The 12,600-nt window shown below is 61.0% G+C and carries 10 protein-coding genes and 1 pseudogene; 9 read left to right on the forward strand and 2 right to left on the reverse strand.

The features are described from left to right. The first annotated feature begins 54 nt into the window (after positions 1-54). A complete protein-coding gene (locus ACVWYU_RS15800; protein WP_248914982.1) occupies positions 55-987 on the forward strand; it encodes a helix-turn-helix domain-containing protein in 933 nt (310 codons plus the stop codon). Here the strand turns inward: ACVWYU_RS15800 and ACVWYU_RS15805 are convergent. Both ACVWYU_RS15805 and ACVWYU_RS15810 read right to left on the reverse strand, forming a co-directional pair. Then, entirely contained in the window at positions 984-1,580 is a 597-nt protein-coding gene (locus ACVWYU_RS15805; protein ID WP_047529274.1) for a helix-turn-helix domain-containing protein, read from the reverse strand. The two genes, ACVWYU_RS15800 and ACVWYU_RS15805, sit on opposite strands and share 4 nt — an antisense overlap. Positions 1,581-1,758: 178 nt before the next feature. Continuing rightward, the gene (locus ACVWYU_RS15810; RefSeq protein ID WP_457373083.1) at positions 1,759-3,720 is read right to left on the reverse strand and encodes an oxidoreductase; all 1,962 of its coding nucleotides are present in this window, start codon (positions 3,718-3,720) and stop codon (positions 1,759-1,761) included. A gap of 319 nt (positions 3,721-4,039) precedes the next feature. Here ACVWYU_RS15810 and ACVWYU_RS15815 point away from each other — a divergent pair. The 8 genes and pseudogenes from ACVWYU_RS15815 to ACVWYU_RS15850 form a co-directional block, all read left to right on the forward strand. Beyond that, a pseudogene (locus ACVWYU_RS15815) lies at positions 4,040-4,141 on the forward strand (hypothetical protein); the annotation flags it as partial. A gap of 74 nt (positions 4,142-4,215) precedes the next feature. Continuing rightward, complete coding sequence (locus ACVWYU_RS15820; protein WP_457373084.1) at positions 4,216-5,010, forward strand: class II aldolase/adducin family protein; 795 nt, start codon at positions 4,216-4,218, stop codon at positions 5,008-5,010. A 300-nt stretch (positions 5,011-5,310) separates the two neighbouring features. Then, the gene (locus ACVWYU_RS15825) at positions 5,311-5,958 is read left to right on the forward strand and encodes a TetR family transcriptional regulator C-terminal domain-containing protein (RefSeq protein ID WP_090322027.1); all 648 of its coding nucleotides are present in this window, start codon (positions 5,311-5,313) and stop codon (positions 5,956-5,958) included. Between the two features lie 93 nt (positions 5,959-6,051). Further along, positions 6,052-6,768: a response regulator gene (locus ACVWYU_RS15830; RefSeq protein ID WP_047529264.1), complete on the forward strand. Its 717-nt coding sequence runs from the start codon at positions 6,052-6,054 to the stop codon at positions 6,766-6,768. 5 nt (positions 6,769-6,773) lie between these two features. Next, positions 6,774-7,547 carry a substrate-binding periplasmic protein gene (locus ACVWYU_RS15835; protein WP_090327328.1) on the forward strand — a complete coding sequence of 258 codons (774 nt, stop codon included), beginning with the start codon at positions 6,774-6,776 and terminating at the stop codon, positions 7,545-7,547. Continuing rightward, the gene (locus ACVWYU_RS15840; protein ID WP_457373085.1) at positions 7,544-9,805 is read left to right on the forward strand and encodes an ATP-binding protein; all 2,262 of its coding nucleotides are present in this window, start codon (positions 7,544-7,546) and stop codon (positions 9,803-9,805) included. The genes ACVWYU_RS15835 and ACVWYU_RS15840 overlap by 4 nt, the downstream gene beginning before the upstream one ends. A gap of 209 nt (positions 9,806-10,014) precedes the next feature. Beyond that, the gene (locus tag ACVWYU_RS15845) at positions 10,015-11,427 is read left to right on the forward strand and encodes an amino acid permease (protein ID WP_090322018.1); all 1,413 of its coding nucleotides are present in this window, start codon (positions 10,015-10,017) and stop codon (positions 11,425-11,427) included. A gap of 348 nt (positions 11,428-11,775) precedes the next feature. After that, the gene (locus ACVWYU_RS15850) at positions 11,776-12,567 is read left to right on the forward strand and encodes an enoyl-CoA hydratase/isomerase family protein (protein WP_457373086.1); all 792 of its coding nucleotides are present in this window, start codon (positions 11,776-11,778) and stop codon (positions 12,565-12,567) included. Positions 12,568-12,600: the final 33 nt, after the last annotated feature.

The raw sequence follows: 12,600 nt of genomic DNA on the forward strand, positions 1-12,600 counted from the left end.
TCTATCCACTTTAAGCAGCACAAAGCGCACCAAAAGAGTGCGCCAGGTCATCCCATGACAGTGTGTAATCCGTTACAGGTTCAAGCGTTCAACACCGCCGACGTGGCCGAGCAAATCCGCGCCACACCGGGTTGGGTCCAGCATTACCAACAGATGTCGCCAGGGCATTTCGCCGGTCTGGTGCGCTATCTCGACCTGCAAGGCGTGGAGATTTACGAGGAGCACATGAACACCCGGGTCGAGCAGAATTTCAGTGCGCCGCAAGGGGCGCTGGCGTTCTGTTTCGATCGCAGCGACAACGCGCTGTATGTGCTCAATGGAGAAAGTCGCAACATCTGGATCACCCCGGAGAACTACCAGGAAATCGCCGTGGTGTTCGGGCCGGCGTTCGTGCAGCGTCATGCACTGGATGTGGCCAGGCTCGAAGGGCTGTTCATGGCCCCGCTCAATTCACAGCAGAATGCGCTGTTCAGTCGCTGGCTCAGCGGCACCCTGACCCGGTTGTCGCAGACTTTCGATCCGCCCAGTCGCGAGGCGTTGACCCAGCAGTTGCTCGATGATTGCCTGTTCATCCTCGATAACGCCTGCGTGTGCCTGGACCAGGGCGCGTTGCAGCGCCGGGCGGGGGAGCGGGCGATCATGAAGCGAGTCGCGGAATGGGCGGCGGATACGCCCGAAGAACACCTCAATCTGCTGGAGTTGTCCCAGGTCGCCGGTGTTTCACTGCGCCAGTTGCAGCATGCATTCAAGACATTCACCGGCATGGCGCCGACCCAATGGCTGCGCCTGCGTCGCCTTAACAGCGCCCGTCGGGAGTTACTGATCAGCACGCCGTCGCAAACCACCGTCGCCGAAGTGGCGATGCACTGGTCGTTCTGGCATCTGGGGCGGTTTTCCAGCAGCTATCGCGCGCTGTTCAAGGAGTTGCCGAGCGACACCCTCAAGCGTGTGAGTGCCGCACAGCCGACTGGCCGCGGGCGCCGTTAGAAGGTCGGCGGGGTGATCACCCAGATCACCACCGCATCGACATCGCCAGGGTTGCCGTAGCGGTGAGGCTCCTGGCTGGAGAAGCTGAAACTGTCGCCTTCGTTGAGCTGAAAGTAGCGCTCGCCGACCCACAACTCGAAACGCCCCGAGAGCAGGTAACCCGCTTCTTCACCGTCGTGGCTGTAGCTTTGTTGGCTGTAGGTGCCCGGAGGGAAACGCGAATGCAGCATTTCCAGGTGCTGACTGGGCTGTGGGGTCAGCAACTGGTCAATGATCCCGTCTTCGTAGTGCACGCTCAGACGACTGTTCTTGCGCACGACAATGCCGTCGTCCTCGGGAGCGGTGACCGCTTCGCTGGCGAAGAACCACTGGATGGTCACGCCCAGGCTGCGGGCGATATTGAACAATGCCGGAATCGACGGGTAGGCGAGGTTGCGCTCCAGCTGGCTGATGTAGCCGGCGGTCAGTTCGCTTTGTTGCGCCAGTTCCGCCAGGGTCATGCCCCGGCGCTTGCGCAGGCCGCGAATCCGCGTGCCGAGAAAATGCGGTTCGGCGCTGCCGGTGGCGGGTTGTGGCGTGGTGCTGTTGCTCATGGTCGATCCCGAGCCGGTGGCTACGCTCTGCCCCCTGTAGGAGCGAGCCTGCTCGCGATGTACGTCAAGACACCGCGTTTATCCAGAAAACGCGCTTCATCGTCAGCGTCCATCGCGAGCGGGCTCGCTCCTGCAAAGAGCAGTCATTGAGAGTCAAAGCCCCGGAGTATAAACAGCCTCAAAGCTCCCACGCGACTTTCAGGCCCTCATAAATCGCTTCTTCGGCCGTTCTCGGTGCCAGGCAGTCGCCGATGCGCCGGAATTCAACCAGGCCCTGCAGTTCGGCGCCCAGGGTATCCACCGGCTGATGGCCCTGGCACAGCACCAGGGTGTCGATGTTTTCCATCAGCATCGGTTCGCCGCTGGCGGTATGTTGCAGGTAGACAGTGTTGTCATCGCAGCCGTACAAGCGGGCGTAAGGGGTGATGGCAACCCCCAGTTTGTGCAGCTCGCCGGCCATTTGATCACGTACGTACAGCGGCAGGTTTTCCCCGCAATGGGTGCCATTGACCGCCAGTTGCACCTGATGCCCGGCACGGGTCAGACGCTCGGCAATGCCGGGGCCGATCCAGTCGCAACGCCAGTCGACCACCACCACCGACCGGCCGATCTGCACCTCATCACGCAATACCTGCCAGGCATCCACCACCTGCAATTCGCCACCCCGTTCGAAGTGCGGCCAGTAGGGCTCGGCCCCGGTGGCGATGATGACCATGTGCGGTTTTTCCCGTTCGACCAAGGCGCGGTCAACCCGGGTGTTGCGCACCACGCGCACGCCAGCCAGTTCCATTTCCCGTTGCAGATTGGTGCTGGCGCCGCCGAACTCGCTGCGCCGTGGCAGCAACTGCGCCAGCAACACCTGACCGCCCAATTGCGCGCTGGCTTCATACAGCGTCACCTCATGCCCGCGTTGGGCGGCGACCGCAGCGGCTTTCATTCCGGCCGGGCCTCCGCCGGCAATCATGATGCGTTTGCGTGTGCTCGCGGGTCGGCGCTCGCCGAAGATCAACTCACGACCGGTTTCCGGGTGCTGGATGCAGGAAATCGGCAAGCCCTTGTGGAAGTGGCCGATGCACGCCTGATTGCAGGCGATGCAGGCGCGCACGTCTTCAGCGCGGCCGGTATCGGTCTTGTTGGGCATTTGCGGGTCACAGATCAGGGCGCGGGTCATGCCGCACACGTCAGCCTGACCACGGGCCAGAATCAGCTCGGCTTCCTGGGGCTGATTGATGCGCCCGGTGACGAACAACGGGATGTCCAAACCCGCCTTGAAGGTGCCCGCTTCCCTGGCCAGGTAGGCGGCCTCGATCGCCATCGGCGGCACGATATGCACCGCACCACCGAGCGAGGCCGAAGTGCCGGCGACGATGTGCACGTAATCCAGTTGCGCTTGCAGCGATTGCACGGCGGCCAGGGATTCGTCTTCGGTCAGCCCTTCGGGGTCGCGCTCGTCCGCGGAAATGCGCAGGCCGACGATGAATTGCTCGTCGGTGCTGGCGCGAATGGCCGCAATCACTTCACGCAGGAAGCTCAGGCGTTGTTCCAGATCACCGTTGTAGCCATCGGTGCGGCGATTGACCCGTGGGTTGATGAATTGCGCCGGCAGGTAGCCGTGGCTGGCGACCACTTCCACGCCATCGATACCGGCCTGATGAAGGCGCCTTGCCGCGGCGGCGTAACCGGCGACGATCTCGTCGATCATCCCCTGATCGAGGGCACGCGGCATCACCCGGAACCGCTCGTTGGGCACCGCCGAGGCGGAGTAGGCCACGGCCAGCAAACCATCGCTGGATTCCATGATTTCCCGCCCCGGATGAAATACCTGGGACAACACCACGGTGCCGTGGGCATGGCAGGTTTGCGCGATTTTCCGGTAGCCGTCGATGCAGGCGTCATCGGTGGCCATCAGCACATGGGAGGTATAACGCGCGCTGTCATGCACGCCGGCCACCTGCAACACGATCAGCCCGACGCCGCCCTCGGCCCGCGCCCGGTGATAGGCGATCAACTGTTCGTTGACCAGGTTGTCGGTGGGCATCGAGGTGTCGTGCCCGCTGGACATGATGCGGTTTTTCAGGCGCTTGCCACGGATCTGCAAGGGTTCGAACAGGTGTGCGAAGGCTGGGGTCGGGCTCGGCATGGTGCGGGTACTCCGGGCAGGCTGACCTGTAGGAGCGGGCTTGCTTGCGATGGACTTGAGGACGACGCGTTCATCCAGACAACGCGCGTTAGCGTTAACGTCCATCGCGAGCAGGCTCGCTCCTACAGAGGCATGTGGTGCTGTTATTTTTGTCTATAGAAATTTACCTGTAGTAAAAAATCAACTAGTTTTTTTACTGACCATTGCAGTAGCTTGAAATGGCACCCGCATCTTGGGGCGAACCTCACAACAATAAAAAAGGGCCATACCGACTTGAGTTCGGTGGGCACCTGCTTGAGTAACCACCGATGAAATCATGGCGCCGCAGAACCTCAAGGGGGCGCTCTCGATGGACGTCGGCTTCTGGGTTGACCATGGTGAGGAGCTGGAAGAGCGTTTTAACGCCTGGGCCAGTAAATAACGGCCTGTGGCTGGACGTTCATGCACGTCCAGCCTTACTGTCTGCGCAGCCGACCCGCCTGGAGAACCACAACAATGAACGAAATCGCGACCCACCTGACTGCCGCACCTGCGCGCAGCGCTACCGAACAGCGCCTGCGTGAAGAGCTGGCCGCCTGTTACCGCTTGATTGCGCATTACCGCATGACCGATCTGATCTTTACCCACATCTCGGTGCGTATTCCCGGGCCGGAACATCATTTTCTGATCAATCCCTATGGGTTGATGTTTGAGGAAATCACGGCATCGAATCTGGTGAAAATCGACCTCAATGGCCACGCCGTGGAGGCGTCTCCATACCCGGTGAACCCGGCCGGTTTCGTGATTCACAGCGCGATTCATGGCGCCCGTGAAGATGCCCAATGCGTGCTGCATACCCACACCAAATCCGGCTGCGCGGTGGCCGCGTTGAAGTGCGGCTTGCTGCCGGTGAATCAGATTTCCATGGAGTTCTATGGTCGGGTGGCTTATCACGACTACGAAGGCGTGGCGCTGGATTTGGGTGAGCAAGAGCGGCTGGTGGCAGACATGGGGGACAAGCCGGTATTGATGCTGCGCAACCATGGCTTGCTGACGGTTGGCGAAACCGTAAGTCAGGCGTTTCTGCGCATGTATTACCTGGAAAAAGCCTGCGAAATCCAACTGGCCGCACAGGCGGCCGGCGAGTTGGTACTGCCACCGGTTGAAGTCTGTGAGCACACCGAGCGTCAGTTCAATGACCCTGGCCGAGCGCTGGATGAAGGTGAATTGAACGACCCGGATGCCATGCAATTGGCCTGGGCGGCGTTGTTGCGCCTGCTGGAGCGCGTGGCTCCGGGGTATCGGGATTGATCCGGATCTCCTTCTGTCGGGGATGACGCCATCGCGGGCAAGCCGCGCTCCCACAGGATTTGGTGGTAGTTCGCGGAATGTGTGAACACCCGAAAAACACTGTACAAGCGAGCCTGCTCGCGATGGCGGTATGTCAGGCAACGTAGAGGTTGAATGTGCTGACGCCTTCGCCGGCAAACCAGCCCCCACAAGAACACAGGCTTACACCAGACTGGAGACAAGACAGGCTCTTGCTGTACAGTCGTTCAGCTTGCAAGCGTAGCGCGAGCCCCCTTGATTGAATCCAGGAGCATGTCACCCATGAATCAGGAAGCCCGTTTTTCCCGCATGGAACCGGAGTTGCGCAAGGCCAATCTGATCGAGGCGACGCTGGTGTGCCTCAAGCGCCACGGTTTTCAGGGTGCCTCGATCCGCAAGATTTCCGCCGAGGCCGGGGTTTCGGTGGGGCTGATCAGCCATCACTACTCGGGCAAGGACGAACTGGTGGCCGAGGCCTACATGGCGATCACCGGACGGGTCATGACCCTGCTGCGCGATGCGATGGAACAGGCTGCACCCAATGCTCGCGAACGCTTGTCGGCGTTTTTTCGCGGCTCGTTTTCCGCCGAATTGCTCGACCCGCAACTCATTGACGCCTGGCTGGCGTTCTGGGGCGCGGTGAAAACCGCCGAGGCGATCAACCAGGCCCACGATCATTCCTATGGCGAGTACCGTGCCATTTTGCGCAAGGTGCTGATGGAGCTGGCGCAGGAAGAAGGCTGGGAAAATTTCGATGGCGATCTTGCTGCGATCAGCCTCAGTGCCTTGCTCGACGGTCTGTGGCTGGAGTCCGGACTCAATCCCGGCACCTTCACCCCGGAGCAGGGCATCCAGATTTGCGAGGCCTGGGTCGATGGTTTGCAGGCCGGTGGACGGCAGCGCTTTTGCGTACAGACGAGCAACTGTTGATCGGTCGTTCAGCAATGGCTACTCTCTGGCGCTGATGTACAAAAACACTCTAATAAGAAATGCGCCTTCGGGCACAGGCAGGACACCCCAGTCATGACGCCACGGGTACTGATCGTCGATGACGATCCGCTGATTCGCGAACTGTTGCACGCCTACCTGTCCCAGGAAGGCTACGAAGTTCATTGCGCCGCCACGGCGGAACTGGCCGAAACCTTTCTGGCCAGCCAGGCCGTAGACCTGGTCATGCTCGATATCCGCTTGCCCGGCAAGGACGGCCTGACCCTGACCCGTGAACTGCGGGTGCGTTCGGAAGTCGGGATCATCCTGATCACCGGGCGCAACGATGAAATCGACCGCATCGTCGGCCTGGAATGCGGTGCCGATGACTACGTGATTAAACCTCTCAATCCACGTGAGCTGGTGTCCCGGGCGAAAAACCTGATACGCCGGGTTCGTCATGCGCAGACGCCCCAGCCTGTTGCGGCTGTCGCCAAGCCCGTCAAACAGTTCGCCGACTGGTCGCTGGACACCGATCGCCGGCGTCTGATCGATCCTTCCGGCAGCGAAACCCTGCTGACCCACGGCGAGTACCAATTGCTCAGCGTGTTCCTGCGCAACAGCGGCCACACCCTGAGCCGCGACCAGTTGATGGATCAGATCCGCAACCGCGAATGGGTGCCCAACGACCGCTCCATCGACGTGCTGGTCGGTCGCTTGCGCCGCAAACTGCACGACGACCCGGCCGAGCCGCAGTTGATCATCACCATCCACGGCGCCGGTTACCTGTTCACTGCCAGCCTGGCGGCGTGACGGCCGTGGGGCGACTGCTCTGGTTGCTGTTGGCGCTGGTGGCGGGCAACGCCCTGGCCGCGGAAAAGGTCCGCTACTGCGATTATCCGGTCTACCCGCCGATTTCCTGGAGCGATGGCAAACAGGTCCGTGGCCTGGCGCCGAGTGTGGTGAAAAAGCTGTTCGGTGAGCTGGGCTATGAGGTCGAAACCGTGGTGCTGGGCAACTGGAAACGCTGCCTGCTCGATGCCGCCGAAGGCCGGGTCGACGTGGTGCTGGCCTACAGCACCGCGCAACGGCAACAAAGCATGCTGTTTTCCACGGTGCCAGTACTGCGCGAAGAGGTCGCGTTGTTCATCAATCGCCAACATCCGGTGCAGTTCGAACGCCTGGAAGACCTGGCCCATTACCGTGGCGGCTTGCTGTTCGGTGAAAGTTACGGCGTGGAATTTGATCGCATGGTTGCGCAAAACGACAACATAGAATGGGTGTCCGACAGCCGACAGAACTTCGGCAAGCTGATTCGCGGGCGCATCGATTTCATCACCCAGGAGCGCCGTACCGGCCAGCTCTATATCGAAAGTCTGGCGGGCGCCCAGGACATCGTCGCGTTGCCCAAGGCCCTGAGCGTCGACTACCTGCGGGTCGCGGTTTCCCGTCGCTCGCCGTTGGCCAGTCAGATGCCGCAGATCAATGCGCAACTGCAGCGCATGGTCGATGCCGGCGACATCGAGCGCCTGCTCGATGAAAGCGAAGTCACTTACCGCGACATGATCAACCTGCCGGTGAACGAACAATGATTCGCCCGCGTCCCGGTGGCCTGTTACGGCGTCTGTTGCTGTTCATTCTGTTGTTCAGCCTGTGCTTCACGGTGCTCGCCAGTACCGTGCAGCTGTACATCGAATATCGTCGGGAAATGCGCGACATCGACTCGCGCATGGAGCTGATCCGCGCCGGCTATCTGGCGAGCCTGGAGCGCAGCCTGTGGGATCTGAACCAGGAGCAGTTGAATGTGCAGTTGCGCGGCTTGGTGGACTTCTCCGACGTCGCGCGGGTGCACTTGAGCAGCCCCGACTTCGACCTGCTGCAAGGCAACCCGGATCCGCTCGGGCCGTTGCGCGTCGAACGTTTTGCCCTGGACTACCAACCGCCGTCCGGGCCTTTACGGCACTTGGGTGAACTGGAAGTCAGCACCGATCTGGGGGCGGTGTATCAGCGCCTGTATGCCACCGGGCTGACCAGCTTGTTGTGGATGGGGGCGTTCCTCTGCGGTCTTGCGATTGCGCTGTCCTGGTTGTTTTACCGTCTGGTTACCCGGCACCTGCAAGTCATGGCAGAGTTCGCCCGGCGTATTGCCGCTGGCGAATGGCATGAGCCGCTGCGCCTGCACAAGCGGCGCAGTGTCCACAAAGACGAAATCGACACCGTGGCCCACGCCCTCGACGACATGCGCCGGGCGATCCTCAGCGACATCGACCGCCGTGAAAGCGATCGGCTGGCCTTGCAAGACAACCGCGACGAGTTGCTGAAGATGGTCGAGCGACGCACTGCCAGCCTGATGCGCGCGAAAGACGAGGCAGAAGCCGCCAACCTGGCAAAGTCACGCTTCCTGGCGACCATGAGTCATGAGTTGCGCACGCCCCTCAACGGCATCCTCGGTATGGCCGAGTTGTTGCGCGGCGCCAGCCTCGATCCGCAGGACGGCAAACGTCTGGAAGCCTTGCACAAGGCTGGCGAAGGATTGCTGACCATCCTCAATGAAGTGCTGTTTTTCGCCAAACTGGAGGAGGGCGCCAGCCTGCCCGAACCGGTGGACTTCTCGATTCGTCAATTGATCGATGAAGTGCTGACGCTGCTGGAACCCAAGGCGCTGGATAACGACACCCTCCTGCAGTGTCGGGTCGATCAGCGAATCGCCGAGTATCACCACGGTGCCGAGCAATTCTTGCGGCAGGTGTTGAGCAACCTGTTGGCCAACGCGATCAAATTCACCGAGTGTGGTGAGGTCAGCGTCGAAGTGGCGTTGCTCGCGCAGTCTGGAGAGACTGGCGGCGATCGTCTGCGGGTGAGTGTCACCGACAACGGCATCGGCATTGCCCCGCCGATGCAGGCGCGGATTTTCGAGCGCTTCACCCAGGCCAGCGAAGAAGTGGCGCAGCGCTTCGGCGGCACCGGGTTGGGGCTGGCGATCTGTAAACACCTGGTCGAGCAAATGGGTGGCAGCATCGGCGTCACCAGTGAAGTGGGGCGGGGCAGTTGCTTCTGGTTCGAGTTGACGTTGCAACCCGCTGCAGGCGTCACCGCACCCATACCGATCACGGTGACAGGTCCGGCATTGAAGGTGCTGGTGGTTGAGGACGTGGCACTCAATCGCGAAGTGGTCCAGGGATTGCTGCAACGGGACGGCCACCAGGTGTGGCTGGCTGAGGAGGCTGAACAGGCATTGGCGCAATGCGCCGCGCAGCGGTTCGATCTGATGCTGCTGGATGTGCATCTGCCGGGCATGACTGGCGTCGAGTTGTGCAAACGGATCCGCAGTGCCGATGGGCCGAATCGTACCGCGCGCATTTTTGCCCTCACAGCCAGCGTGCAACCGGCGCTGGTTCGCGGGTATCTGGATGCCGGTATGGATGGCGTGCTGGCCAAGCCGCTGAATCTGGACACGCTGCGCAAGGTCATGAGCGGGCAGTTGATGACGCCCAAGCCGCTGCTGGAAGAGGGCGCCATCGACTGGCCGCTGCTGCAAACCCACCGTAACTTGCTCGGCGAGCAGAAAGTGCAGGGGTTGCTGGCGGTGCTGCGCGACTCGATTCTGCAACACCACGAGGCGCTGCGCGAATCGATTGAAGCCGATGACTTCACTGAAATCGCACACCTGGCCCACCGTTTGGCGGGAAGCGCCGACTCCCTGGGTTTTCGTGCCTTGGCCAGCGTTCTGAGATCTCTGGAAGAGACGGCCCTGATCAACGATCAATTGGCTATCGGGCAGTTGGCGCCTGCGCTCAATGAGCACTGCAAGCACGCACTACAGGCGCTGGAACGCCTGTTGCAGAGCTGACGTACATTTTTGTTACGACTTTCTACAACTTCGATCCATACGTACAACGTGACCTTACATGGCTTTCCAATAATCGACGCAACCGCCGCAGCGCGGTCTTCGAAGCTTATTGGAGATAATAATAATGAATTGCCGTAAAGCTGATTCTTCCCCGCGCCACGACATCCTGTCATGCGCCGCGCCCCTCACCGATTGCTGAGGGTGCCGACATGAGTGAAAACATCGACCGTAAAGGCATCCAACTGACCCGTGCCCTCAAAAGCCGGCACATTTTCATGCTCTCCCTGGGGGGCGTGATTGGCACCGGGCTGTTCATGGGCTCTGGCGTCACCATTAATCAAGGCGGTCCGGTGGGGGCGATTCTGGCCTACCTGGTCGCCGGCTTCCTGATGTACCTGGTGATGGTCTGCCTGGGCGAGCTGTCCGTGCAGATGCCGGTGTCCGGTTCGTTCCAGACCCACGCCACCAAGTTCATCGGTCCGGCCACCGGCTTCATGATCGGCTGGGTGTACTGGATGAGCTGGGCCACCACCGTGGGCCTGGAGTTCACCGCCGCTGGCATGTTGATGACGCGCTGGTTTCCGGCGGTGCCGATCTGGTATTGGTCGGCGCTGTTCGTGGTGGTGCTGTTTGGCATTAACGCCATGGCGACCCGCGCCTTCGGTGAGGCCGAATACTGGTTCTCGGGGATCAAGGTCGCGGCAATTCTCGGCTTTATCGTGGTCGGTGTGCTGGTGATCTTCGGTGTGATGCCGTTGAGCAGCGGCGCACCTGCACCGATGATGAACAACCTGATCGGCGACTCGCTGTTCCCCAACGGCCTGTCCGCCGTGTTCGCGGTGATGATGACTGTGGTCTACGCCTTCCAGGGCTGCGAGATCATGGGCGTGGCCGCTGGCGAAACCGACCAGCCGGAAAAGAGCATCCCGCGCGCCGTGCGCAACGTGGTGTTCCGCGTGCTGATTTTCTACGTGCTGGCGATTATCGTGCTCTCGGCCATCGTGCCGTGGCAGCAGGCGGGCCTGATGGAAAGTCCGTTTGTGCAGGTGTTCGACATGGTCGGCATCCCCTATGCCGCTGACCTGATGAACTTCGTGATTCTCACGGCGATTCTGTCGGTGGGTAACTCCGGCCTGTATGCCTCGACCCGCATCCTCTGGGCGATGTCGAAAACCGGCATGGCGCCGAAAAGTCTATCGCCGCTGAGCAAGCGTGGCGTGCCGTTGCGCGCGTTGAGCATCACCCTGTGCTTTGCGCTGGTGTCGCTGCTGACCAGTTTCATCGCGGCCGACACCTTGTTCATGGTGCTGATGGCGGTGAGCGGCATGTCCGGCACCGTGACCTGGATTGTCATAGCCCTGGCGCAATACAAGTTCCGCAAGGCCTACCTGCGTGACGGCGGCAAACTCAGCGACCTGAAATACCGCGCCCCGTGGTTCCCGGTACTGCCGCTGATGTGCATCACCTTGTGCTGCTCGCTGTTTGTGTTCCTGGCCCTGGATGAAACCCAGCGTCCATCCCTGTACTGGGGCTTCGGCTTTATCGCCCTGTGCTATGGCGCGTATTTCCTGTTCCATCGCAACCGCGAGGCAGTGCTGGCACCGAGTTTGCCAAGCGTTTAATTCATTCACTCAAGCACAACCCCCTGTAGGAGCGAGCTTGCTCGCGATAGCGGTGTGGCAGTCAACGCGATGTTGAATGTCCTGCCGTCATCGCGAGCAGGCTCGCTCCTACAGTTGTTTTGCATCATGCGATTTGGTTGGGAGGCCAAAGGCAGTTGTTCGAAGTTGTAACAACGGTTTCGCTCACTCCCTATCGACAGGCATAAAACCTATTAAAAACAATGTGTTAACGAGTTTTATGACTTGTTACAGCCCATTTCTTCGCCGATTGCCGGCTTACTGAACAGTCGTTTAGTATGGCTCCAAGTCGCAACACCTCACGACAAACAAAACAATTCGAGGACCCGCATGACTACTCACTATTCTCTGCTCAGTCAGGTCGAAGCAGGCGTTGCCTGGATCACCCTCAATCGCACGGCTCAGCGCAATGCGCTGGACATCCCGACGCTGAAAAACCTTCACGCCTTGCTCGACTCGTACAACGCTGACCCAGCGGTGCGCGTGGTGGTATTGACCGGTAGCGGTCGTAGCTTCTGCGCCGGTGCCGACCTCGATGAATGGGCTGAAGCCGAAGCCCGTGGCGCGCTGGAAACCTACGGCTGGACCGAAACCGCCCATGCCCTGATGACCCGCTTGTACAGCCTGGAAAAGCCGACCATCGCCGCCATCAACGGCACCGCCGTCGGTGCGGGGATGGACCTGACCCTGTGCTGCGACCTGCGCATCGCCGGGCAGTCGGCACGCTTCAAGGCCGGCTACACCAGCATGGCCTACTCGCCGGACGCCGGCGCCAGTTGGCACCTGCCACGCCTGATCGGTGCCGAGCAGGCCAAGCGCCTGTTGTTCCTCGACGAACTGTGGGGCGCCGACCGTGCCCTCGCGGCGGGCCTGGTCAGCGAAGTGTGCGCCGACGATCAATTGCAGGCCGTGGCCGGCGAACTCGCCACACGCCTGGCTGCGGGGCCGACCTTTGCCTTTGCCCAGACCAAAAAACTCATGCGCGAAGGTGCCGACCGCAGCCTGCCCGAGCAACTGCAAGCGGAACTGGCCGCTGGCCTGCTCTGCGGACGCAGCGAAGACGGCAGCGAAGCGCTGCGCGCCGCCATGGAAAAACGCCCGGCACGCTTTATCGGTCGCTAAGCCCGCCTCACTAACCACTCTTTGCAAACGAAC

This window comes from Pseudomonas sp. TE12234, from assembly GCF_054061835.1.